The 23,610-nt window shown below is 70.5% G+C and carries 22 protein-coding genes, 2 pseudogenes and 1 riboswitch; of the genes and pseudogenes, 12 read left to right on the top strand and 12 right to left on the bottom strand.

Features of this window, described 5'->3' with window-relative positions; all coding sequences use genetic code 11:
- Positions 1-70: 70 nt before the first annotated feature.
- Both RF637_RS12980 and RF637_RS12975 read left to right on the top strand, forming a co-directional pair.
- Positions 71-496 (top strand): annotated as a pseudogene (locus RF637_RS12980) (recombinase family protein); the annotation flags it as partial.
- Positions 497-1,100: 604 nt separating this feature from the next.
- A complete protein-coding gene (locus tag RF637_RS12975) occupies positions 1,101-2,252 on the top strand; it encodes a heparan-alpha-glucosaminide N-acetyltransferase domain-containing protein (protein WP_368845054.1) in 1,152 nt (383 codons plus the stop codon).
- Between the two features lie 110 nt (positions 2,253-2,362).
- Here the strand turns inward: RF637_RS12975 and RF637_RS12970 are convergent, their stop codons facing one another.
- The 5 genes and pseudogenes from RF637_RS12970 to gnd form a co-directional block, all read right to left on the bottom strand.
- A complete protein-coding gene (locus RF637_RS12970) occupies positions 2,363-3,442 on the bottom strand; it encodes a cell wall metabolism sensor histidine kinase WalK (RefSeq protein ID WP_085107402.1) in 1,080 nt (359 codons plus the stop codon).
- Between the two features lie 65 nt (positions 3,443-3,507).
- Positions 3,508-4,229 (bottom strand): annotated as a pseudogene (locus RF637_RS12965) (response regulator).
- Between the two features lie 553 nt (positions 4,230-4,782).
- A complete protein-coding gene (locus RF637_RS12960) occupies positions 4,783-5,457 on the bottom strand; it encodes a DUF305 domain-containing protein (RefSeq protein WP_368845053.1) in 675 nt (224 codons plus the stop codon).
- A 318-nt stretch (positions 5,458-5,775) separates the two neighbouring features.
- A complete protein-coding gene (locus tag RF637_RS12955; RefSeq protein WP_085107335.1) occupies positions 5,776-6,417 on the bottom strand; it encodes a C40 family peptidase in 642 nt (213 codons plus the stop codon).
- A gap of 6 nt (positions 6,418-6,423) precedes the next feature.
- Positions 6,424-6,609: riboswitch (cyclic di-AMP (ydaO/yuaA leader) on the bottom strand.
- A gap of 864 nt (positions 6,610-7,473) precedes the next feature.
- Complete coding sequence (gene gnd / locus RF637_RS12950; RefSeq protein WP_368845052.1) at positions 7,474-8,412, bottom strand: phosphogluconate dehydrogenase (NAD(+)-dependent, decarboxylating); 939 nt, start codon at positions 8,410-8,412, stop codon at positions 7,474-7,476.
- 469 nt (positions 8,413-8,881) lie between these two features.
- On the opposite strand from gnd, the gene RF637_RS12945 reads away from it, so the two are divergent.
- The 10 genes from RF637_RS12945 (at position 8,882) to RF637_RS12900 (ending at position 18,018) form a co-directional block, all read left to right on the top strand.
- Entirely contained in the window at positions 8,882-9,292 is a 411-nt protein-coding gene (locus tag RF637_RS12945) for a four-helix bundle copper-binding protein (RefSeq protein ID WP_085107340.1), read from the top strand.
- A gap of 39 nt (positions 9,293-9,331) precedes the next feature.
- The gene (locus RF637_RS12940) at positions 9,332-9,604 is read left to right on the top strand and encodes a DUF305 domain-containing protein (RefSeq protein ID WP_368845051.1); all 273 of its coding nucleotides are present in this window, start codon (positions 9,332-9,334) and stop codon (positions 9,602-9,604) included.
- A 104-nt stretch (positions 9,605-9,708) separates the two neighbouring features.
- On the top strand, positions 9,709-10,053 hold the full coding sequence (locus RF637_RS12935; protein WP_019310385.1) for an NADH-quinone oxidoreductase subunit A: 345 nt from the start codon (positions 9,709-9,711) through the stop codon (positions 10,051-10,053).
- On the top strand, positions 10,044-11,387 hold the full coding sequence (locus RF637_RS12930) for a hypothetical protein (RefSeq protein ID WP_368845050.1): 1,344 nt from the start codon (positions 10,044-10,046) through the stop codon (positions 11,385-11,387). Before RF637_RS12935 ends, RF637_RS12930 begins: the two co-directional genes overlap by 10 nt.
- Positions 11,380-12,315, top strand: a complete 936-nt coding sequence (locus tag RF637_RS12925; RefSeq protein WP_085107342.1) for a complex I subunit 1 family protein — start codon at positions 11,380-11,382, stop codon at positions 12,313-12,315. Before RF637_RS12930 ends, RF637_RS12925 begins: the two co-directional genes overlap by 8 nt.
- A 3-nt stretch (positions 12,316-12,318) precedes the next feature.
- A complete protein-coding gene (locus RF637_RS12920) occupies positions 12,319-12,882 on the top strand; it encodes an NADH-quinone oxidoreductase subunit J (protein ID WP_085107345.1) in 564 nt (187 codons plus the stop codon).
- The gene (locus RF637_RS12915) at positions 12,879-13,181 is read left to right on the top strand and encodes an NADH-quinone oxidoreductase subunit K (protein WP_019310381.1); all 303 of its coding nucleotides are present in this window, start codon (positions 12,879-12,881) and stop codon (positions 13,179-13,181) included. The genes RF637_RS12920 and RF637_RS12915 overlap by 4 nt, the downstream gene beginning before the upstream one ends.
- On the top strand, positions 13,178-15,088 hold the full coding sequence (locus RF637_RS12910) for a proton-conducting transporter membrane subunit (protein WP_035962911.1): 1,911 nt from the start codon (positions 13,178-13,180) through the stop codon (positions 15,086-15,088). Before RF637_RS12915 ends, RF637_RS12910 begins: the two co-directional genes overlap by 4 nt.
- 2 nt (positions 15,089-15,090) lie before the next feature.
- The gene (locus tag RF637_RS12905) at positions 15,091-16,581 is read left to right on the top strand and encodes a NuoM family protein (protein WP_029603319.1); all 1,491 of its coding nucleotides are present in this window, start codon (positions 15,091-15,093) and stop codon (positions 16,579-16,581) included.
- Positions 16,582-16,596: 15 nt separating this feature from the next.
- Positions 16,597-18,018 (top strand): NADH-quinone oxidoreductase subunit N, encoded by a 1,422-nt coding sequence (locus RF637_RS12900; protein ID WP_253270487.1) that lies wholly within the window; start codon positions 16,597-16,599, stop codon positions 18,016-18,018.
- 55 nt (positions 18,019-18,073) lie between these two features.
- Here RF637_RS12900 and RF637_RS12895 read toward each other — a convergent pair whose 3' ends face one another.
- The 7 genes from RF637_RS12895 to RF637_RS12865 all read right to left on the bottom strand — a co-directional run.
- Positions 18,074-18,949, bottom strand: a complete 876-nt coding sequence (locus tag RF637_RS12895) for a potassium channel family protein (protein WP_035962920.1) — start codon at positions 18,947-18,949, stop codon at positions 18,074-18,076.
- Between the two features lie 64 nt (positions 18,950-19,013).
- A complete protein-coding gene (locus tag RF637_RS12890; protein WP_098056165.1) occupies positions 19,014-20,345 on the bottom strand; it encodes an APC family permease in 1,332 nt (443 codons plus the stop codon).
- Positions 20,346-20,432: 87 nt separating this feature from the next.
- Positions 20,433-21,917, bottom strand: coding sequence for a multicopper oxidase family protein (locus tag RF637_RS12885; RefSeq protein ID WP_344225546.1), 1,485 nt, complete (start codon positions 21,915-21,917; stop codon positions 20,433-20,435).
- The gene (locus tag RF637_RS12880; protein WP_098055600.1) at positions 21,914-22,189 is read right to left on the bottom strand and encodes an SHOCT domain-containing protein; all 276 of its coding nucleotides are present in this window, start codon (positions 22,187-22,189) and stop codon (positions 21,914-21,916) included. Before RF637_RS12880 ends, RF637_RS12885 begins: the two co-directional genes overlap by 4 nt.
- 79 nt (positions 22,190-22,268) lie before the next feature.
- On the bottom strand, positions 22,269-22,934 hold the full coding sequence (locus RF637_RS12875) for a DUF305 domain-containing protein (protein ID WP_098055597.1): 666 nt from the start codon (positions 22,932-22,934) through the stop codon (positions 22,269-22,271).
- A 100-nt stretch (positions 22,935-23,034) separates the two neighbouring features.
- Positions 23,035-23,373, bottom strand: coding sequence for a heavy-metal-associated domain-containing protein (locus tag RF637_RS12870; RefSeq protein WP_035962930.1), 339 nt, complete (start codon positions 23,371-23,373; stop codon positions 23,035-23,037).
- An 84-nt stretch (positions 23,374-23,457) separates the two neighbouring features.
- A partial coding sequence (locus tag RF637_RS12865; RefSeq protein ID WP_368845055.1) for an ATP-binding protein occupies positions 23,458-23,610 on the bottom strand: 153 nt, incomplete at its 5' end.

Below are 23,610 nucleotides of genomic sequence, written 5' to 3'. Positions count from 1 at the left end.
GCCTACTACGCGGCCCTCAACCCAGAGCCGCTCCCCGCATAGAAGCGGCCGAGAACCTGGGACGGTTCATGCTCTCGAGGAGGGCGACACGTTAGTCGTCACGACCCTGGACCGTCTGGGGCGCTCCACCCAGAACATGCTGGCCTTCGCCGAAGCGCTGCGGGGGAGAGGCGCCGGGTTGCGGGTGTTGAACTTGGGTGGGGGAGACGTGGATACCCACACCCCAATGGGCTCGATGGTGTTCACCGTGATGGCCGCCCTTGCCCAAATGGAGTTGGAGATCAAGCGGGAGCGGATCACCGACTCGGTGGCCAAGCGTCGGGCCGCCGGCAAGGACCTGGGCGGGCGACGTCCAACCTTCACAGACAGCCAGATCCGCAGTGCCCTCCGGTTGATCCAGGGCGGTGAGCCTGCGACCCAAGTAGCCCGGGATATGGGGATGTCGCGAGCCACCCTGTACCGACGAATCCGAGAGCTCCCGCCCGCCATGAGTTAAGACTCTTTCGGCACTTGAAGGAGCTGTTCGTGGGTCGCTCATCGACGCGGATCCTGTGGCAGTTCAAGGGTGACGACGGGATGTGAAGTCGATTGTGGAGCTTCCCTCAAGACGACATGAAGATTCCCTGAAGCTTGCTCTCCTGGGTGCTCTACGTCCTGTTTTTCTGGGTCACTGAGGGCATAGTTTGCCAGTGAGAACACCCCGTTCTCATCCGTTCGTGCACGGACATTCGGGTGCCCCAGTATTCCTCCCCAGGGCTGGGGCACCCGTCTTTAACGTGAAGGGGTGGCCTGGCTCGGATCAAGGGTCCCAGCGGACCCTGGGTTACCTCGCGGATCCTGTGCTGGGTTTCCCTTTCCTCGTTTCGTGCTTCGGTCGCACGGAGGAGCTCCTGCGTCGCCCATGGACTCTGGAGTCTTCATGGAACCTTGAGAATCCCGCGACGGGGACTCCAAATGAGGTGTCCACCCTGGGAACAGACGGTCCTGGATGCACCGGGACCTTGTAGTCAACAGGGGGAATGATGAGTACTGGAGCGAGGATGGGAGGGCACTTGTCGGCGGGTCTTGGAGACGCGGTGGTAAGGCCCACGCGCCGGTTGGTGGGGATCGATGCGGCTCGCGGGCTGGCGCTGATCGGGCTGATGGCCATTCATCTGCTGCCGGCTTGGAACGAGGAGACCGGGGAAGCGAGCTGGTCGTGGCGGCTGTTCTCGGGGGACTCAGCGGCCCTGTTCGCTCTGCTGGCAGGGGTGGGGTTGGCACTGACTTCCGGGGGGCGGCACCCGCACGAGGGTAGGACGATGACCGCTGACCGGATCGGTCTGGTGGTGCGCGCGGTGCTGATCGCGATCGTGGGGTTGTGGATCGGGACGCTGATGTCGGAGGATCCGCCCGCCTACAACATCCTGATCTACTACGGGGTGTTCTTCCTGCTGGCGATTCCGTTCCTGCACGCAGGCCCGAAGGCCCTGTTCATCTCCGCAGTGCTTTTCGGGGTGGTGTCTCCGATGCTGATGCAGGGGCTCCAGGATGGGTTGCCCGAATTTGTCTCCTACAACCCCACTTTCACGGATCTGCTCACGCAGCCCGGTGCCACGGCCTCCCAGCTGCTGCTGACCGGGACCTATCCGGCCCTGCCGTACATGACCTATCTGCTGGTCGGGTTGGGGTTGGGGCGGTTGAATCTGCGCAAGACGGAGGTTCAGGCTCGACTGGTGGTGGTGGGCGTGGGGCTGGCGATCTTCGCCCAGACCACTTCCTATGTCCTGCTCTATGCCTTGGGTGGTTACCAGCGGCTGCTGGATGCCTCCTCGATGGGCGAGCACGAGCTGGAGGATGTGCTGGTCTGGGGGCCGGACTCGTTGCCCACGGAGACCGTGTGGTGGTTGGCGGTCGCCACCCCGCACACCAACACCCCGCTGGCGATCGCGGCCAGCCTTGGGGTGAGCCTGGCGGTGCTGGGCGTCTTCCTGCTGATCGGCCCGAAGATCGGGGCATGGTTGTTGCCGCTGTCGGCGATGGGCGTGATGACCTTGACCCTCTACACCGTCCACTTGGTGGCACTGTCCTTCGAGGCCCACTACGAGCTGCCCTACCTGTGGTTCATGGTCCACCTGGCGGTGGCGGCGCTGTTCGCGGTGGCTTGGCACCGGAGCCTGGGGCAGGGACCGCTGGAGAAGGTGGTCAGCACCAGCGTGAAAGGCACCCGCCGGCTGGTGCTGGGCCGGCCGGCCAAGGACAGCCACGGATAGGGTGTGCCGGTAGCCACGACATGACGGGCCGTGCCCGCCGCAGCAGACGTGCTCTCTGCGGCGGGCACGGCCCGCCGCCGTCACAGCACGGTCTGGTGGTAGTGCTGGGGTCAGTCCGGGGGTGTGTGGCGGGGCAGGCGGATCCGGAAGCTGGTCCCGCGTCCGGGTCCGCCGCTGGTTGCCTCCAGGGTCCCGCCCTGGGCTTCGACGAGGGATTTGCTGATGGCCAGTCCCAGGCCGGAGCCGCCGCGGTGGGCTTCCCGGCCGGGGTGGGCGCGGTAGAAGCGTGCGAAGACGTGCGGGAGGTGCTGGGGGTCGATACCTTCCCCTGTGTCGGCGACGGTGAGGGTGACCGCTTCCGGGGTGTGATCGGTGCGCACGGTGACGGCGCCGCCGGATGGGGTGTGGCGCAGTGCGTTCTCCAGCAGGTTGCCCAACACTTGTCCCATCCGTTCCCGGTCGACCAGCACTGGTGTGACCTCCATGCCGGTGTTGATGGCGGTCACTGAGATGTTCTGAGCGGCGGCGTCTTGCTGGACGGCCGCGGCCGCCTGGGCTGCCAGCTGGCCCGGGTCCTGGAGGGTCAGCTGCAGGTGGGTCATGCCTTCCTCGGCGGCGGTGAGGTGGCGAATGTCGCGGGCCAGTCGTTCCAGCCGGGCGATCTGGGCGTAGAGGATGCCGGTGGTCCGTTCATCCCACTCGACCACTCCGTCCTCGATGCCCTCCAGATGTCCTTTGAGACTGGCCAGGGGGGTGCGCATCTCGTGCGCCAGATCGGCCAGCATCTGGCGCCGGGTGGTGTCCACGGCGTCGAGCCTGGCGGCCATGTCGTTGAAAGACCCGGCCAGGGAGTCGAATTCCGGGCCCAGGCTGGTGGAGGTGACACGCACGTCGTAGTTGCCGGCAGCCACCTCCTGGGCGGCGGTGCTGAAGGAGGTCAGGGACCGCCCGATCGTGCGGTAGAGGTAGAAGGTGAGCATCCCGGCGATGTAGAGCGCCGGTAGCCCGCCGATGGTCAGGGCGGTGAGGCTCACCGAGCGGAAGGCGTCCTCCAGGTGCACCAGTCCGGTGGCCGCATCGGCGTGGCCGGTCTCGACGAGCTCGTGATAGAACATGCTCGGCCCGACCAGCACCGCGGTGATCACCACGATGATCAGCCCGATGGCCAGCACCGCGGTCTGGGCCAGCATCAATCGCATTGTCAACGGGCTCCAGGACCAAGACCAGGCCCGGGTCCGGTCGGAGACGGTGGTGCTCATCGCCCGGTGCCCATCCGGTAGCCGATCCCGCGGATCGTGTGGATGAATGTCGGCCTGGTGGCTTCGTCGCCGAGTTTCTTGCGGATCCGTCCGATGTGCACGTCCACTAGGTGTTCGTCCCCGGTCCAGGTGGTGTCCCAGACCAGCTCCACCAGCTGCCGGCGCGAGAGCACCAGTTGCGGGCGGGCAGCCAGGCACAGGAGCAGGTCGAACTCGATCCGGGTCAACGCCACCGGTTCCCCGGCCAGGTGCACTTGGCGGGAGTCCCCATCCACCACCAGTTTCCCGATCACCAGTGCCTGCTGTCCGTGCGGTAAGGCTGTAGTGGATTCAACACTTCCCGTGCGGGCCCGGCGCAGCATGGCCTGGACCCGCGCCACGAGTTCGCGCGGGCTGAACGGTTTGGTCACGTAGTCGTCGGCACCGACCGACAGGCCCACGATCTTGTCGACCTCATCATCCCGGGCGGTGAGCATCAGCACGTGGCAGTCCGAGAAGGTCCGCACCTGACGGCACACCTCGATCCCCCGATCCCCGGTAGCCCCAGATCCAGCACGAGCACGTTGGGGGTGTACTCCCGCACCGCGGCCACCGCCTGGGTGCCGTCGTGGCGCATCACGACCTCCAGCCCGGCCTTGCGCAGATAGTCCGCGACCAGCTGCGCAAGGTCGACCTCGTCGTCGACCACCAGAACACGTCCGGTGAGCGGATCCGTCATCTGTCCTCCCGGTACTGATCGCTGTGACATGAAGACTGTGCTGCGAGCCCCAGCGTCCCAGGGCGACCGTGTCTGAGGCCTCCGGAACGGAACAGGGGGGGTGGACTCGACGTGGCCGGGCTCACCGGTGAACCGGTGGTGGCTGTGGCTAACGATCCCTTGCCCCGGGCGGATGAGAGGGTTATCAGGCACGGAGAAGATCGCGTGTCGCCCCTTCACGAGCCCGGACAGACGCAACACGGTCGGGACCCGGCCACCACCACCGAGCGAGGGGACTCCGGTGGTCTCGGCCATCTCGGTGACGGTGCGCGCGCTGGAGGAGCAAGACCCCAGGCGAGGGGGTCCGTGTCCTGAGGCAAGAGGACGCGGCGCTGGCGAACCTACGGTTGGTCGGTGACCGTTTGGGGTGCTGCTGACTGTGCGAAGGGCGCGCGCCCATCGGGTGCCGCGTCGGGGATCACCGCACTGGACTGGCTGGAACGGGTCGACGGGGATCATGACGTCCCGGTGTCGGCCCGTTCCAGCCGGTGGGGGCTCAGTTCGTGGTCCTGGATCAGGCCGCGAACCACTCCTCCAACCAGCCCTGCATGAGCTCGATCTCCGCCTGCTGGTCCTCGATCATCTTCTCCGCCATGGCTCGCAGCTCTGGGTCGGTGCCCATCTGCAGCTCCATCTCGGCCATCTCGAGAGCCACCTGGTGGTGGGCGATCATCTCTTCGAGGAAGGCCTTGTCGAAATCATCCCCGGACAGTTTCGCCAACTCTTCCAGGCTCATGCCGTCCATGCCGTCCATTTCGCCCATCATGGCGCCCTGCATGTCGGCATTCATGCTCTGACCATGGCCGCCATGGCCGTGCCCGTGGCCGTGCCCGTGGCCGTGGCCGTGGTGGTGTCCCGGGGTGTTCTCGGCGGCCAGCCGCTGGGCCGCTGCTTCCAGCTGCTGGATCTCCTCGGTCTGGGCCTCGATGATCTTCTCCGCCAGGTCACGGATCTCGGGACGCTCGGACTTCTGCAGGGCCAGCTCGGCCATGTCGGTGGCACCCTGGTGGTGGGGGACCATCATCACGGCGAAATGGCGGTCGTGGTTCATGTGCCGCTCAGCGCCCGTCTGTGCGGAGGCGGAGGAGGGCTGGTGCGTCGGGGACGCGACCGCCGCGGTCGCCCCGGCACCGCTGAGGGCCAGCGCCAGGGCCGTCCCGGCGGCCAGGTGCTTGATCGTCGACGTCATGACGAACCTCTCCTTCGCAGCAGCCCGTGCTGGGCCTGCACATCGTGGTGTTTGCTCTGCTCAGCCTCGGGTCGAGGCGGGCCGATCCGTCCACGGTAGCCCCGCCGTGGTTGCTTTCTCCGGGCTGGGAGGGCTGGGCGGTAGATCTTCACTGAACCTTCAAGAGCGGGCCCATCAGGGGGCCGAATCGGGGTGTTCCCCGGCGGTGGCCTGATGCAGGCATCTCAGGTTCTGACCGACCGATCCTGGATGCTGATCAGGTGGGGGGCACACTCGCCGCCCGCCACGAGCGGCATTCGTGGCGGGCGGCGTGTTGGCTCAGCGAAAAGTGACGTAGCCGACCGTCGGCATGGCATTCACGCTGTGCACGAAGGTGCCCTGGGTGGGGTTCAGCGCGGAGATCATCTTGCCGCCACCGAGGTAGATCCCGATGTGGGCCCCGCCGTTCTGGACGACGAGGTCGCCGGGCTGCGGGTCGGTGGTCGGGGTGCCGGCCGCCCACTGCTGCTGGCTGGTGCGGGGGAGGTCGATGCCCTGCTGGGCGTAGACCCACTGGGTGAAACCGGAGCAGTCCCAGGCGCCGAAGTCCGTGCCGCCCCAGACGTAGCCGGTACCGACGCCCTGCATCGCGGTGCCGACAAGGCCGCCGGCCGCAGCGGAGGTGGCGGAGATCTCGGAAATGTCCGAGGACTGGGGGGACAGACTCGAGGTGGCCGCCCCAGCGGCCGGCAGGCTCGCCGCCTGCACGGTGACGGGGGCCTGGGAAGCGGCCGGGGCCGGGGAGGTCGCGGGGGTCGAGTATGCGGTGCCGGACGTGGCGGGGGCTTCGGCATAGGCCTGAGCGGGGGCGACGGAGCCGATCACCGCCGCGCCGACAGCGGCGGCCAGGGTCGTGGTGCGCACCAGGTGCGAGGGGGTCTGGGCGCGGTGGCGGGCAGAGCTACGCGTGAAGAAAGCCATGAATAGGGGTCCTCCTTTTGCCTACGAGGTGAGCTGTCGGGTTCGGGTGGGAGGCACCCGGCCGCCGAGCCTGCAGCTCCGGCGGCTTCACCCCAAGGTCCGGGTGCGGACCGGGTATGGTTCCCCCGCTTCTGCCAAGTCATTTCTGTGATGGGGTCCCCGGCTGCCGGCAGAATTCGGCGAAGCACCCGGGGAAGCCGATGAGATCAGCCAACGGCACGCAGAGGACACTAGCGCCTAGATAACGAAAAGGTCACATTCCCTGTGGTGCCGGGAAAAGGCTTGCGCCGGCCTCGCGCGGTCGTCGGCAAACCGGCCGGTAGCCCACCACGCCTGGGGCACATTCGTTCCGGCGGGGTGGCGCCGCTAGCTGTCTTTCCTCCCCGTGCCACCACTCATCGGGACCGACCCGGGGAGGCTCTGACCTGCGGTATCGCGCCGATGAGTGCGGTGGGAGCTCGGATCCGCTGCCCTCACTACCCGTGGAATCCTTCGGCCTGCGCGCGGTGCGGGGGGAGGTGAACCCCCCGGGGGAGCTTCAGCGTCCCTCAAGGGTGTTCTCGGATTTTTTACGAAACCGCCCAGCATTTCCTGGGGGAGTGAGCTGTTTCCTTCATGAAATCTTCATATCCCAGGGTGTCGACCAGGTGAGAAGAGCTGCTTTCTTCACGAGATCTTCAAATTCCTCCGGGTCCATGTATCGGACCGGTGGATCAATGGCCCGGGTGAGGGGAGCGAATAACCAGGTTCTTCGCTGTCGTTGGTGAGGCCAGATTCGTCAGCGGCGGAGCCACTGGGCTGCCGGCTGCCACGTGGCTGGGTCGATCAGTATTCCGGGGCCGATTGGGGACGCCGGGCGGTGCCGTCACCGCTGCCTCGATCGTGGTCACGGGCTGTTGATCCGCGATCCCCTCGCCCCGCAGGCATTCCTCGACAAGGCCGGCCCTTGGCGGGAGCAGTGCCGACCGTGGTGAACGTGCGGATCGGCATGGCGCAGGCCTTGCAGAGGGGTGAGGGTGGCCGCTTCCGAGCCGTTGGCGGCGGGGACGGCCGGACCTACTGCTCGGCGGGGTGGGCCGGCTCCTCACCGGGTGCGGCCTCGACGTGCTCGGGGCCCGCGGCCACGTCGCGGACCGTGTGGCCGCCGAACTGGTTGCGCATCGCCGCGATCATCTTCATCGCCGGGGCCTGGTCCTGCCGGGAGGCGAACCGGGCGAAGAGGGCACTCGAGATGGCCGGCACCGGGACCGCGAGGTCCAGGGCGGCCTCCACCGTCCACCGGCCTTCGCCGGAGTCCTCGGCGTAGCCGGCGAGCCGGTCCAGGTGCTCGTCCTCGTTGAGCGCGTTCACCGCCAGGTCCAGCAGCCAGGACTTGATCACCGACCCCTCGCGCCAGGAGTTGAAGGTCTCCCGCACCGAGCGGACGTGACCGGCGGCCTCGAGCAGTTCCCAGCCTTCGGCGTAGGCCTGCATGATCGCGTACTCGATGCCGTTGTGGACCATCTTCGCGAAGTGACCCGCACCGTGCTCACCGGCGTGGACGAAGCCGAACTCGCCGGCGGGTTTGAGCGAGTCGAAGATCGGCTGCGCCTTGGCCACGGTACCCTCGTCCCCGCCGACCATCAGGGCGTAGCCCTGGGTGATCCCCCACACGCCGCCGGAGACCCCGCAGTCCAGGTACTCGATGCCCCGTTCGGCCAGTCTCCGGGCGCGGGGGGCGTCGTGGATCCACCGGGAGTTGCCGCCGTCGATGATCACGTCGCCCTCGCCCAGCACGCCGGCCAGCTCGTCGATCACGGTGTCCACCGCCGTGTCCGGCACCATGACCCACACGACCCGGGGCGGGGTGCCGATCTGCTCCACCATGGCGGTGAGGCTCTCGGAGTCGGAGAGCTCCGGGTCGGTGTCGTAGCCGACCACTGCGTGGCCGGCCTCGCGCAGCCGCTCACCCATGTTGCCGCCCATCTTGCCCAGTCCTACCAGTCCCGCCTGCATGGTGTGCTCCCTTCTCGGTCCTCCGCCGCTCAGGCGGACATCAGCTGGCCGGGTCACCCCACGGAGGAAAACCGCACAGACACAGCCCTCTTGTATCTAGCCAACAGGGACAGTTTCCTCCCCTGCATCTCCAGGTGTCCGCCACGTTCGCACGCTCCCGTCTGGGGCTGCCACCCGACGCGCGGAACCGGTACCGGACGGGCCCAGCCGCACGGGTGCGTCCACGTGCGTGGCGCTGCTCCATGCCGACAAGCTCACTAGCCCGCCGCGCCAGGGAAGGCCCCACGGTTCCAGGACCTCCTTCTTGAAGGTTCCGTGAAGATTCCCGCTCATCGCCCTGACATGGAGTTGATCACCGTTTAGATACAACGCTGATAAGGCTACTGTCGGAAACATGGTGGATCGCAAGATCCGTCGGCACCAGATCGATATACCGCACGAACCGCAGTATGAGAGAAGGAGCAGAACCATGACTCATCACGTGAGCTCGATGCTGGAGACCTACCCGAAGGACCTGGGGGGCATCGACCAGCAGAAGTTGGCGGAGTGCATCGAGGCCTGTTTCGAGTGCGCCCAGACCTGTACCGCCTGCGCGGATGCCTGCCTGGCCGAGGACATGGTCGCGCAACTGAGCACCTGCATCCGTAAGAACCTGGACTGCGCCGACATCTGCGCGAGCACCGGCCGTGTGCTCTCCCGTCAGACCGGCAACAACGCCGAGGTCACCCGGGTCGTCCTGGAGGCATGCCGGGCCGCCTGCAAGGCCTGCGGCGACGAGTGCGCCCAGCACGCGGGTGAGCACGAGCACTGCCGCGTGTGCGCCGAGGCCTGCCGCCGCTGCGAGGCCGCCTGCGCGGACCTGATCTTTTCCCTGGGCTGAGACGGGCCGAACACTGACCTGACGCAGGAAAGGAAGAGGATGGGCTTGAAAGAACAGAGCGTGATCTCGGGCAAACGGCGCCTTCGGCGGCGTGTTCCTGCCGCGGCCGCGTCGGCCGTTGAGGCCGGTGAGGACTTCGATGTCGCTTTCGTGCAGAAGATGATTCCACACCACAACAGCGGGATCATCGAGTTCCTCGAGCCGCAGTCCCGCGCCGTGCACCCGCAGCTGCGCGTGGCGGCCACCTCGGGGATCACCACCCAGCAGGCCCAGGTCGCGGACTTCCGCACCTGGCTCGCCGGCCGCGCCTGATCACCGAGCTGAAACAGCGCGATCGGTGGGGCCACCTGTTAGGGTGGCCCCCACCGATCAACGACAGACTTCCATGTTCCGACCGCGCGAAAGGGGAGACCATCGTGTACTCCGGGATCGTGGCCATGGCCCTGGTGGCGCTGTCGGTCGTCGTTCTCCTCTATGCACTCCACCGCGCTGCCGTCATCACCGCCGAGCCGTTGACGGTTCTGCCCGCCCAATCCGGGTGGATGCCCCAGGAGCACGCGCTGTCCCGATTCCACGCCCGCTGGTACCTCGCCTCAATCGTGTTCCTGGCCTTCGACGTCGAGATGCTCTTCATGTATCCGTGGGCGGTGGTCGTGATCGAGAAGGGGATCTCCGCGGTCGTGGAGATGTTCCTGTTCCTCGGGGCCCTGCTCGTCGCCGTGGCCTGGGCCTGGCGCGAAGGAGCCTTCCGATGGGCCTAAGCGGTGCTCTCGCCCGGCTCGCGGTCCGGGCCACCCGGGTCCTCGTCGTCGAGGTCCCGGGGCACTGGGCGACCCGGATGGAGGTCGAGCACCAGCTGCTCCGCCGTGGGTGGCGACCGGCGTGGACACCAGCGGACGCGGACGTCCTGGCGGTGTGCGGTGTCCCCGGCCCCGAGCTCTCGGAGCTCGTGGACCGGCTCTGGGAGCAGATGCCCGGTCCCCGCGTCCGCGCCGACATCACCTCGCCCGGAACTGTAGGTTCCGCCCTCGACGCCGCCGCAGCCCTCCTTCTCGACACCCCGCACCACCGGACGGACGCCCAGGAGCGGGCGCAGGAACCCGAGATCCCCGAGGACGCGGATCATGGGGGTCACGGGGGCATGGGCCACGGGGGCATGGACCACGGCGAGATGGACCACGGCGAGATGGACCACGGCGGTCATGGCGGCATGGACCACAGTGGCCACGGCGGGATGGACCACGGGGGCATGGACCACGGCGAGATGGACCACGGCGAGATGGACCACGGCGGTCATGGCGGCATGGACCACAGTGGCCACGGCGGGATGGACCACGGGGGCATGGACCACGGCGAGATGGACCACGGCGAGATGGACCACGGCGGTCATGGCGGCATGGACCACAGTGGCCACGGCGGGATGGACATGGCCCCGGGGGGAATCGCCCTGGCCGGGGGCGGGGAGGACCGTGACGGGCTGGAGATGGACGTGCTCCACCTGCCGCTGGGTCCCGTGCTGCCGTTCTGGCCGGCCGGGCTCGTGCTGCGCTGCTCGTTGCAGGGGGATGTCGTGGTCGACGCCGAAGCCTCCGTGGTCGACGGCGCCGGAGCAGGCGGACCGGGTCCCGGTCCCGCGCCGGCGGCGGTGGTGTGGTGCGACCAGGTCATGGCGTTGCTGGCTCTCGCGGGGGTCGAGGACGCGGCGGCCTGCGCCCGCCGCGCCCGGGACGCCCTGCTGTGCGGTGACGAGGACGCCGCCCGGGACGCCGTCGAGCGGCTGGATCGGACGGTCCGGCGGTCCTGGCTGCTCCGGTCGTCGCTGCGGGGCGTCCTGCTGCTGGACCGGGCCGGCCTCGAGCGCCACGGGCTGCCGGGACACTGCCGCGGGGACGCCCACGACCGGCTGCTGTCCCGCGTGGAACGGATCCGGGCCGAGGCCGGTGGCACGGAGCCCACCCCGGCGGAGGACGGTGGGGTGCCCTGGGCGGTGGTGCCGGACCTGGTGACCGGGCTGGAGCTGGGCTCCGTGCGGTTGGCCGTGGCGAGCCTGGATCTCGATCCGCATCCTGCCGTCCAGGCGGTGGGGCATGGCTGAGAGCGTGGTGACGACCGTCCCCGGAGGATGGGCCGTGCTGGCGGGGATCCTCCTGTGCGGCTTGGCCTTCTTCGCCGTGGCGCTGGATGCGGCGCTCTCGGCCCGGGCGCAGGGCACCGGCGGCGGATGGGGCGCGCCGCTGGGCCGTGCGGCGAGGCTGCTGCGGCAGCGGCGCCGGAGCACCGTGGCCGCGGACACCCTGCTGTGGCGGATCGGTGGCGCGGGCATGCTGGTCGGGGCGTTCCTGATGATCGCGGTGATCCCGCTGGGGGAGTGGACGCTGGCGGACCTGGACGTCGGCGTCGTGTGGTTCAACACCGTGGACGTCATGGTCTGGGCGCTGGTCTGGTTGGCCGGCTGGGGTGCGAACTCCGCCCACGGCCTGGTGGGCGGCTACCGCTTCCTCGCCCACGGGCTGGCCTACGAGCTGCCGCTGATGTTCGCGCTGGTGGCCCCGGCGATCGCCGCCGGCAGCCTGGCCGTGGGCGATGTCGCGGCGGCCCAGGACGGCGTGTGGTTCGTGGTCTGGATGCCGGTGGCGTTCCTCGTCTTCCTCATCGGCGTGACCGGCTTCTCCGTGTGGGGGCCGTTCGCCCCGGCGCTAGCCGCCGACATCGGCGGCGGGGTGCTGGCCGAGCTCTCGGGGGTCGACCGCCTCGTCCTCCAGGCCGGGCGCTACCTGTTCCTGACCGCCGGAGCCGCCTTCTCGGTGCCGCTGTTCCTCGGGGGCGGGGCCGGGCCGGTCCTGCCCGGCTGGGCGTGGGTCCTGGTGAAGACCGTGGCCGTGCTCGCGGTGCTCGTGTGGTTGCGGCGGAAGCTTCCGCTGCTGCGCCCGGACCGGTTCATGGAGATCGGGTGGATGGTCCTGCTCCCGGCCGCCGTGGTTCAGGACCTGGTCGTGTCCCTCGTCGTCGTGTGGAAGGGCTGAGCCGTGCTGGTCGGAATCGTGTTCTGGGTGCTCGCCGTGGTGGCCGTGGCCGCGGGCGTGCTCGTGTTCGTGGTGGACTCCATGGCCCGGGCCACCTACGCCCTGGCGCTGTCCTTCATCGCCGTGGGGGTGCAGATTCTGCTGCTCGGGCAGAGCTACCTCGGGATCATCACGATCCTCATGATGGTGATGGAGATGGCGGTGATGGCGGTCTACATGGTGATGTTCATGGGCATGAACCCGGCGCTGATGCCCATGGACATGACCCACGGGAAGAAGACCGCGATCGTCGCCTCGGCCGGGGTCTTCGTGCTGCTGGCCGCCGGTGCGCTGCTCGTGCCGTGGCCGCAGCGGCGCGGTGTCCCGCCCGAGGACCTCACGCACGCGCTGGGCCTGGAGATCATGGGCGAGAAGATGCTGGTCATGGCCGTGGTGGGCCCTGTCATGGTGGCCACCATCGTGGCCGGGGTGGTCCTGGCCGCCCACCGCACCCGCTACGACCGGCTCGGTGACGACCTGCGCCGCCGCCCGGCCGACGACCCCCAGCCGGGGGGTGTGGGCCGATGACCCTGGAAGCCGTGCTGGTCGTGGCCGCCGCACTGTTCGCCGTCGGGCTCTACGGCGCCCTGTCCCAGCAGGTGGTGGTGATGGTGATGATGGGCCTGGAACTGATGATCAACGGGGTCCTCCTGGCCGCCGCGGGCTTCTGGTGGTTCCTCGCCCCGGACCCCTCCGGGCAGGTGCTGCTGCTGGTGATCCTGGCGGCCATGACCGTGGAGATGGCCATGGGCTTCGCCGTGGCCACGCTGCTGCACCGCAGGCGCCAGACCGACATGACGGACATGGCCGAGGAGCTCTCCCGATGACCGCGGCCCAGGCCGTCCTGCTGGCCGTGGTGGTGCTCCCGGCCACCGTGGGGGCGGTGCTCGCCCTCACCCGGGCGGAGCGTGCCGCGGCCCCGGTCGCGGTGGCGACCGCCGCGGTGACCACGGTGCTCGCGGCGGTCGCCGCCCTGGCGCGGCCCGCCCTGGCGTATCCGTTCGTGGCCGGTGCCGACTTCGCGCTGGAGGCCGACGCCCTCGCGGCACTGACCCTCCCGATGGTCGCGGGAGTGACGCTCCTGGTGCTGGTCTTCGCGGCCGGCAGCATCCGGGCGGCACGGCCGCGCTTCCACGGGCTGATGCTGCTCTTCGCCGCCGCGGCCCTGACCACGGTCACGGCCGCGAGCCTGCCGGCGCTGCTGTTCGCCTGGGAGCTGATGGGCGCCACGTCCTACGCCCTGATCGGGTTCTGGTGGCGGGACGCCGACCGCGTCTCGGCCGGACTCACCGCCTTCATCACGACCCGCACCGCGGACTTGGGACTCTACGTCGCCGCCGGCGCCGCCCTGGCCGGCGGCGCCGGGATGGCCCTGTCCGCCCTGCCGGCCGCCGAGAGCCCGTGGCGGCACGTGATCGCGGCCGGGATCCTCGTGGCGGCCCTAGGCAAGGCCGCGCAGCTGCCGTTCTCCTTCTGGCTCTCCGGGGCGATGAAGGGCCCCAGCCCGGTGAGCGCGCTGCTGCACTCCGCGGCCATGGTCGCCATGGGCGGCTACCTCCTGCTCCGGGTGGAGCCGCTGCTGGCCTCCACCGGGTGGGCGGGCCCGGCCGCGGCGTGGATCGGGGCGGTGACCGCGGTGCTGATGGGGTTCGTGGCGCTGGCCCAGCGGGAGCTCAAGCAGCTGCTGGCGGCGTCCACGGTGGCGCAGCTGGGCTTCGTCGTGCTGGCCGCCGGGGTGGGCGCGGTCAGCGGCGGCGCGGCCCACCTGGTGGCCCACGCCTCCACCAAGGCGCTGCTGTTCCTGGCCGCCGGGGCGTGGCTGACGGCCCTGGGCACCGAGGAGCTCGCGGCACTGCGCGGGGCCGGCCGCCGGTGGCGGGTCGTGGGCGTGAGCGCGACCGTGGGGGCGCTGGCCCTGGCCGGGATCGCCCCACTGTCCCTGTGGGCCACCAAGGACGCGGTGCTGGCCGCCGCCCTCGAGGCCTCGGCGTGGCTCTACGCCGCCGGGCTCGTGGCGGCGGCCCTGTCGGCGGCCTACGCGGGCAAGGTCCTGTGGACGATCTGGTATCGGGGTGTCCGCGCTGAGGCCCAGGAGGGCGGCACCGGGGGAGTGGGGGTGTTGGAGCAGGTCCCGCTGGTCGTGCTCGCCGTCGGCGCGGCCGCCCTCGGGGTGCTGGCCCTGCCCCCGGTCAGCACGACCCTCGCCCAGGCGGTGGGCGGGCACGGTGAGGTGGCGGCCGCCGAGCTGCTCGTCTCGGCCGCGATCGCCCTCGTGGTCCTGCTGCTCATGCTGCGCCTGCGCGTCCCCGAGCCGGGATGGGCCGTGCGGTGGCTAGGGTTGGAGGCCGCCGCGCACGCCGTCGTCGTCCGCCCCTCACTGGGCCTGGCGCACGCCCTGGCCCGGTTCGACGACCTCGTCCTGGACCGGGCCGTGACCGCCGCCGCCGGGGCCGTCCCGGTGCTGGCACGGGCCGCGGCCCGGTTCGACGACCGGGCCCTCGACACCGGGGTCGAGGCCACCGCGCACGCCGCCGACGCGACCGGCCGGGGTGCGGCCCGGCTCGACGACGACGTCGTGGACGGCGCCGTCGAGGGCCTCGCCGGCCGGGTCCGCCGGCTCGGGCAGCTGGCCCGGGCCCCGCAGACCGGGGCAGTCCACCAGTACTTCCTCCAGGCCGTCGCGGTGCTCGCCGTCGGCGTCATGGTCTGGTCCGTCTACGCCGTGATGGGATGAACATGCTGAGCCTGATCGTCTTCCTGCCCCTGGCCGCCGCCGCCGTCCTGGCCGTGGTCCCCTCGATCGGGGCCGCGGCCGCGCGGTGGGCGTGGGTGGCGGTGAGCGTCGTGGAGCTGCTGCTCGTGGGCGTGCTGTGGGCGGGCTACGAGGACCCGGGACCCAACGGGCTGGCGTTCGAGGAGCAGGTGCCGTGGATCCCCGGGGTGAACAGCAGCTACCACGTGGGCGTGGACGGGCTCTCCCTGCCGCTGCTGGCCATGACGGCCGTCGTGTTCCTGGCCTGCGCCGTCCACGCCCTGCGGGACGCGGACCGCCCGCGCGTGCAGGCCGCACTGTTCCTGTTCCTGCAGGGCGTGAGCCTCGGGGTGTTCGTGGCGGCCGACCTCATCCTGTTCTTCGTCTTCTTCGACCTGTCCATCGTGGGCATGTACTTCGTGATCGCCGGGTGGGGCCACGGCAACGCGGTCCGGTCGGCGCTGAAGTTCTTCCTCTACACGTTCCTGGGCTCCCTGGCCCTGCTGCTGGGCTTCATCGGGCTCTACGTGGCGGCGGCACCGCACACCTTCGACATCCCCGAGCTCGTCGCGGCCGCACCTCTGGCGGGCGATCCGCTCACCGGGGGGTTGGTGCTCGCGGCGATCCTGGTGGGCCTGGCCGTGAAGACCCCCACCGTGCCGTTCCACACGTGGCTCCCCCCGGCCCACACGGACGCCCCGGCCACCGGCTCGGCCGTGCTGGCGGGGGTGCTGCTGAAGATGGGCACCTACGGGTTCGTGCGCATCGCCATGCCGATCCTGCCCGAAGCGTGGCGGGCGTGGGCCTGGGTGATCGTGGCCGTCGGCGTCGTCTCGGTGCTCTACGGGGCGTTCGTGGCCCTGGCCCAGACGGATCTCAAGCGGATGATCGCCTACACCTCGGTCAATCACATGGGCTACATCGTCCTGGCCCTGGGCGCGGTCGGGGTCCTCGCCGAGGGCGCCGCCCAGGCCCGGTCCGTGGCGGTCACCGGCGCGGTGGTGCAGATGGTCAGCCACGGGCTGATCACCGCCGCCCTGTTCCTGCTCGCCGGGGTGATGCAGGACCGGGCCGGCTCCTACGACATGGGCTCCTACGGCGGGCTGGCCGCCCCCGCCCCGCGCTACGCGGCGCTGTTCGCGGTCGGGGCCTTCGCCTCCCTGGGCCTGCCCGGGTTCTCCGGGTTCATCGCCGAGTTCCAGATCTTCGCCGGCAGCGTGGCGGTGGCCCCGGTCACCGCGGTCGCCCTGGTGGGCATCCTGGTCACCGCCGCACTGTTCCTGCGGGCCCTGCAGCGGGTCTTCACCGGCCCGGCGGCCGGGCACACCCCCGGGTTCGAGGACCTCCGGGCGCCGGAGCTGTGGTCCGCCGGTCCCCTGCTGGGCCTGTCCCTGCTCATCGGTGTGCTGCCCCGGGTGCTGCTCGAGGTGATCGAGCCGGCCTCGGCCGCCCTCGTGGGCCTGGTGGGACGGTAGCCGATGGAGGCCTCGATGCAGATGCGCCCCGAGCTGCTGCTGCCCGAGATTCTCGTCTTCCTCGGCGGGCTGGTGGTGCTGCTGGGCGGATCCTTCCTGCCCCGCGACCGGCAGTGGATCGCCCGCGCCGCCGCAGCCCTGGCCCTGCTGGGTGCCGCGGCCGCCGCGGCCCTCGCCATGGCCGGGCCCGCGCAGAGCGCCTTCAGCGGCACTTTCACCGTGGACACCGCCACCGGTACCGCCCGGGTGATCACCGCCCTGACCACCCTGCTGGTCCTGGGGGTGGCCTCCGGGGAGATCGCCGGGTCCCCGCGGGAGTCGGACACGTACGCGCTGCTGCTGCTGGCCACCACCGGGGTGATGGTCCTGGCCGGGTCCACCGACCTGCTCGTGCTGATCGTGGGGTTCCTGCTGGCCAGCATCCCCCTGTACGGGATCGTCGGCCTCACCGGCGGCCGCGCCGGGGCCGAGGCCGCCATGAAGACCTACCTCATGGGGGCGCTGTCCGGGATCCTGCTCATGCTCGGGGTCACCGTGCTCTACGCCCTGGCCGGGGGCACCGACTACGCCCTGCTCCAGGAGACGCTGCCCGCGGCCCCGGCCGCGGCCGTGGGCGCGGGCGTGCTGGGCGTGCTCGCCGGGCTGCTCTTCAAGGCCGGTGGGGTGCCCTTCCACTTCTGGGTGCCCGACGCCGCCCAGGGCACCGGGGCCACCGCCGCCACGTTCCTCACCACCGTCCCGAAGGTGGGGGCGCTGGTGGCCGTGTACCGGCTCGTGGCCACGGTCTCCGCCGGGGACGGCTCCTGGTTGCTCGTCGCCGCACTGCTGGCCACCGCCTCGATGGTCCTGGGCAACCTCGCGGCGTACTGGCAGACCGACCCCCGCCGGCTGCTGGGCTGGTCCACGGTGGCCCAGGTCGGGTTCCTGCTCGTGCCCGTGGCCGCGGCCGGGCGCAGCGACCTGGCCCTGCCCTCGCTGCTGTTCTACCTCGCCGCCTACGCCGTCACCAACGTCGCCGCCTTCGCCGTCACCGCCGCGCTGCCCGAGCACCGGGAGCTGGCCGACTACCGGGGCCTGGCGCGCTCCCGCCCCGGCCTGGGGCTGGCGCTGCTCGTGGCGCTGCTGGGGCTGGTGGGGACCCCGCCGCTGGCCGTGTTCGTCGGCAAGCTCACCACCGCCACCGCCGCCTGGGACGGCGGGCACGGCTGGCTGGCCCTGGTGGTGATGCTCAGCAGCGTGCTCAGCCTCTTCTACTACCTGCGCTGGTTCGCCCCCGTCTTCGCCCGCCCGGAGCAGCACGCCGCGGGGTTCCCCGGCCGCGGCGGGGCGGCCGCCTGGCCGGCCGTCACCGCCGGGGTCGCCGCGGTCGCGAGCCTGGTGCTGGGTGTCCTGGCCGGCGCCCTGTGGGCGGCCCTCGAGGGCCCCCTGGGAATGTAGGTGCGGCGACCTTCGCGCCCCGGACCGCCCGTGCGCAACGCCGAGAGGGGCGAACTCAGGCCCGGGTGCTCTGGCCGTGCTCGGCCGCATAGGCGGCGAAGACCTCACCGGGGTGCTCCCCGGTGCCCACGAAGTCGTCCTTGATCTCGGACCCGAGCTGGTCCAGGGCCGAGGACAGCCGCTGGGCGCTGGACCGCACCGCCGGCTCGGACCGGGCCATGGCCGCATCACGGAGCCGCAGCGCATACGGCAACTGCCGTGCCAAGGACAGATCGGGGTCGCTCTCCTGAAAATAGAAACCCTCGGTGTGCTGGGTGAAGTCCACGGAGATCTTCGTGAGATCCGCCTGCAGGGAATCCAGGACCCGGGAGGCGATGACCGGCTCGACCTCCTCGATCGTCTCGGCATAGTCGGCGTCGGCCAGCCCCTTGAGTTCCAGGGCCAGCGCCCGGCGCCGCATCAGGGGAGGATAGATCTGCGTGAACCACGTCAGCGCCGCGGTCAACAGCGCGAACCCGGTCAAGGCCTCGAACGGGGCAGCGACCCGGATCCACGAGTCGGTGGCCACCACGTCCCCGTAGCCCAGCGTCGACAGCGTCACCACGGAGACGTAGACGGCCTCGACCGCGTCCGGGTAGGCGGCCGCGTCGATGCCGGAGGAGTACATGAACCCGCCCGGGACGTGCGGGTAGTAGATCAGCGCCCACCCCGCTGCTTGCAGCACCACCCAGAGGAGCACCACGGCCACCATCGCCGCCGGCCCCACGGCGGAGCCGGCCCGGTGACCGGTGGCCTTCGAGACCTTCCACACCGTGGAGAGCACCAGTCGGCTCAGACGTCCCTGGCCGCTGGGGTGCAACAGGGTGTGGAACATGTCCATCAGCCCGGCCACGATGACCACGATCCCCAGAGCTGTCAGCAGTACGTCCATGATCGACCTCCGTCGTTGGTTTTTGTTCTTCCGGTCCCCGGGTTACGGGGCGGCTCACCGGTCCTCAGTGCTGTTCGTGCTCGCCCTGCCGCGCGTCCTCGTCGGAGCGGTGTCGCACGGTGAACCACTGCGCCACGACGATGACCAGGGCCACCACGGCGGTGATTACCAGGGTGAACGGGTCCGACTGGGATTTCAGCAGCACGAACGGCACGAGCACCGTGACGTCGAGGGCGATCGCGACCCAGGGGATCCACGGTTTGGCCCCGACGTCGTCCTTGAGGTGGCGGAGGATGCCGAGGTGGATGGCGATGTCCATCGCCAGGTAGAGGATGGCGCCGAGGGAGGCGATCTGGCCCAGGTCGAAGAAGGCCGCCATGACGATGGCCAGTCCCGCCGTGATGTAGAGGGACTGGTGGCCCTCCTGACCCGGCAGCCCGGGGGCCTGGCCCATGTCGCGGAGCATGTCGTAGAGCTTCGAGACCGAGAACAGGCTCGCGATCAGCCCCGACAGGGTCGCGACGACGGCGATCGCCACGGTCAGCGTCACGCCCCAGGCGCCGAACATCGGCTCGGCCGCCTCGGCCAGGGCGTAGTCCCGGGCCTCGACGATCTGCGGCACGGTCAGGCTGCCGGTCACCGCGACGGTGATCAGCAGGTAGAGCACGGTGCACAGGGCGAGGGAGATCATGATGGAGCGGCCGATGTTGCGCTCCGGCTGCTGCAGGTCGGCGCCCTGGTTGGTGATCGTGGTGAAGCCCTTGTACGCCAGGATGCACAGGGTGGTTCCGGCCAGGAAGCCCAGCCATCCCGCCTCCGGCGGGGTGCGGTCGGCGGCGCTGAACAGCCGGCCCAGGGAGGACACCCCGGCGGCGAGGATGCCGGCGATCGCCAGCACGGCGATCCCGACGATCTTGAGCGCCGCGGTCACCGTGGCGGAGCGCTCCACCCACCGGTTGCCCACCAGGTTGACCAGGGCGGCGGCCACGATCGCCACCACCGCCAGCACCGCCACCCACACCTCGGAGCCCTGCAGGCCGAAGGGGCGCAGCAGGTAGGAGGCGAAGGTGCGGCCCAGCAGGGACTCGGCCAGGATCATCGACACGTACATGAACAGGGAGAAGGACCCGGCGAGAACCCCGGGGCCGTAGGCGGCCTTGAGCAGCATCGCGATCCCGCCGGAGGACGGGTTGGTGGCCGAGTAGCGGATGTAGGAGTAGGAGCTGAACGCCACGACCACGGCTCCGGCGAGGAACGCCCAGGGCACCCAGCCGCCGGCCAGTTCGGCGACCTGCCCCACGAGGGCGAAGATGCCTGCGCCGATCATCACCCCCGTCCCGAGGGCGACGGAACCGGTCAGGGAGAGCTTCTGCTGCGTCTGCGTGTCGTGGTCCATGAGGAGGTGCACGTCCTTCCTGCCGGGCGGTGAGTGCCCCCGGCGGTGGGGTGGTTCGGACAGGGTCGGTGGGCCGGCCCACGGTGCTCAGCGGGCCTCGAGGGTGCCCATCATGCCGAGGTCCTCGTGGTCGAGGATGTGGCAGTGGTAGACGGTGCGGCCGGCGAAGTCGTCGAAGGCCACCCGGACCGTCACCTCTCCGAAGGCCGGGACGTTGACCACGTCCAGCCACCGCGGTGCGGCGACCTCGCGGCCCGCCTCGGTCACGACCTGCATGGGCCACACGTGCAGGTGCATCGGGTGGTCCATGGGGCTGGAGTTGGTGAGGGTCCACTCCTCCACGGTGCCCACCCGGACCCGCTGGTCGGTGCGCTCGGCGTCGAACGGCCGCCCGTCGATCGTGAAGGACATCATCTGCCCGGGGCCGCGCATGCCGCCCATCATCCCGCCCATGCCCATGCCCATGGCGAAGTCCAGGGTGCGCCGGGCCGCGACCGGCTCCTCGCGCAGGTCCCGCAGCACCGGACCCGGGGGGACGGGGCCGGCGTCCGCGGCCCGGTCCCCGGTGACCTCGAGGGTGAGCAGCTCGATCGGCTCGTCGGTGCCGGGGCCGTCCCCCGGCATCGCCCCGCCCATCATGCCGTCCATGCTGCCGCGGTCCACGGGGGCGGCGGTCAGGGTGGAGGCGCCCTCGCGGGTGTCCACGAGCAGCTCCACCCGGTTGCCCGGGGCCAGGGTCACCTCGGTGAGCTCGACCGGCTCGGGGAGGCGGCCGACGTCGCGGCCGAGCAGCCGCAGCGTCTGGCCGTCGAGGGTCAGGCGCAGGTACCGGGCCGGGCAGGCGTTGACGACCCGCCACAGCTCCCGCTCCCCGGGTGCGGCGCCGGCCCGGGGCCGGACCTGGCCGTTGACCAGCACGGTCTCGCCCTCCCGGCCCATCATCCGCTGCGGCGGGGAGACCTCGGCCAGGTTCCCGGAGTCGTCGAGGGTGAGGTCCGAGACCACCAGCACCCGTTCCCGGGCCACGGGCACGGGGTCGGGGTCCTCGACGACGATGGCCCCGTAGAGACCCGCCGCGAGCTGGTCGGCCACGTGCCCGTGCCGGTGCGGGTGGTACCAGTAGGTGCCGGGCGGGTGGTCGTCCGGAAGGGAGAAGTCGTAGTCGAAGGAGTCCCCGGGGGCGATGCTGACGAAGGGGTTGTCCCCGTTGTCCTCCGGGGAGACGTGCAGCCCGTGCACGTGCAGGTTCGTGGGGGCCTCCAGGCCGTTGGTCATCGCCACCCGGAGCGTGTCGCCGGGGCGGACCCGCAGGGTGGGCCCCGGCAGGGAGCCGTTGAACGCCTGCACGTGCGCGGTGCGCGCCCCGATCCGCACCCGGGCGGGGGCGGCCTCCAGGGCCAGGTCCAGGGCCCCGTCCCGGCTGGACAGCACCTCGGGCTGCAGCAGCTCCCGGCCGCCGCCGAGGGCCTCGCCACCGCCGCCGGTCCACCACAGCCCGGCCCCGCCCACGGCCGCGGCGCCGGCCCCGGCCGCACCCAGGGCCAGCAGCTGCCGGCGGGTCAGCGGGCTCACCGGTCGCCCTCCTCCAGGGTCCGCAGCCGCTCGCGATACTCTTCGGTGCTGATCTCCCCGCGGGCGTAGCGCTCCTCGAGGATCTCCCGGGACCGGCGCGGACCCGCGCCCGTCGGCGGCGGGGCGCTCCCGCCCTGCCGGGTCCCGCCGCCCGAGTTCCCGGTGAACGCCTTCACGAGCACGAAGATCAGCACCACCGTGCCCAGGATCAGCAGGAGCCAGAAGATCCACATCCAGCCCGTGCCTCCTCCCATGCCGTCGCCCCACATCATCGCGGTCCTCCTTCATCGATCGGTTCGCTGCTTCCTGCAGAGCGCCGCCCGTGGGCGGCGACGCCGGTCACCGGGGCAGTCAGGAACCGTCCGGCAGCTCCTGGAGCATCTGCTCCATCTCGGTGATCTCCGCCTCCTGGTCCTCGACCACCTGGCGGGCGAGCTCGACGGCCTGGGGGTTCTGTCCCTGCTCGATCTGCTCCTGGGCCATCTCGACCGCGCCTTCGTGGTGGACGGTCATCTGCTCCAGGTACAGCCGGGCCGCGTCCGTCCCCTGCGCGTCGGTGAGCATGCCCATGTCCTCCTCGCTCATCATCCCGCCGGCCCCGTGGTCCATGGACGTGGAGTCCTCGCCGGACATCGGCGCTTCCCAGGTCTGCAGCATCTGGTTCATGCGCTCGATCTCCGGGCCCTGGGCATCGATGACCTTCTGGGCGAAGTCCTGGACATCGGCGGGGATGTCGTCCTTGGCCAGCAGTGTCTCGCTCATGTCCACGGCCTGCTGGTGGTGGGGGATCATCATCTGGGCGAACATCACGTCGTCGTCGTTGTGCTCTTCAGCGATCGGCTCCCCTGAGGTAGCGCCCGACGGGGTGCTCGAGGGGCTACCGGCCCCGGTGGCGGCAGCTGTGGAGCTGGTGGTCTCGGAGGCCGCGTCAGTGTTCTGTTCGCCTCCGGTGCCGCAGCCGGCCAGGGCCAGGGCAGAGGCGAGGGCCACGGCGGTGAGGGAAGAGGCTCGGTTCATGGGGATGTCCTTACGTGGGGTGGTTGGGTGGTGGTGGCCCCAGGCAGGGCCTGGAGACCGGGAGCCGGGTCGGGCCGTGGGGGATCCGGTCCCGGTACGCTCAGGAAGAGGTGACCGCATATCCGGCACGCGCCACTGCGGCGCGCACGGATTCCTCTGCGACAGGGGTGGTGCTGGTCACGGTAACGGCCGAAGCCTCGCCGGCTACGAGGTCGATCTGCACGTCAAGGACCCCCTCCAACGCCGTGAGGGCCTCGGTGACCCGGCCGGCGCAGTGGCCGCAGGTCATGCCCTCCACCTGGTAGGTCGTGGCGGTGCCGTCCGAGGACGGCGACTGCGCCTCGACGGCAGTCCCCGCTTCCTCAGGGACAGAGGAGGGAGCGCAGCAGGCGCAACCGGTGGCGGCCATCGGCAGGGGGCGGCGGGGCGAGCTGGTCATGGTGGGCTCCTTCGGATCGTGAGGGAACGGGGAACGCCCCTCGCCTCTCAGGTATATACCCTGGGGGGGTATAGTGCAAGGATGTCAGTGAGCCTCCCGAGCGGGAGGCAGATCGGCCAGTTGGGGGGGCGGCAACTGGATGGTGAACACCGCGCCGTGACCGGGTCCGGGGGAGGTGGCGGTGAGGGACCCGCCGTGGGCTTCGACCAGTGCTTTGGAGATGGTCAGGCCGATCCC

This window comes from Kocuria sp. CPCC 204721, assembly GCF_040980945.1.
Classification (GTDB): domain Bacteria; phylum Actinomycetota; class Actinomycetes; order Actinomycetales; family Micrococcaceae; genus Kocuria; species Kocuria marina.
The sequence above is the reverse complement of the archived record's forward strand: the minus strand, read 5'-3'. Positions and strand labels throughout refer to the sequence as shown.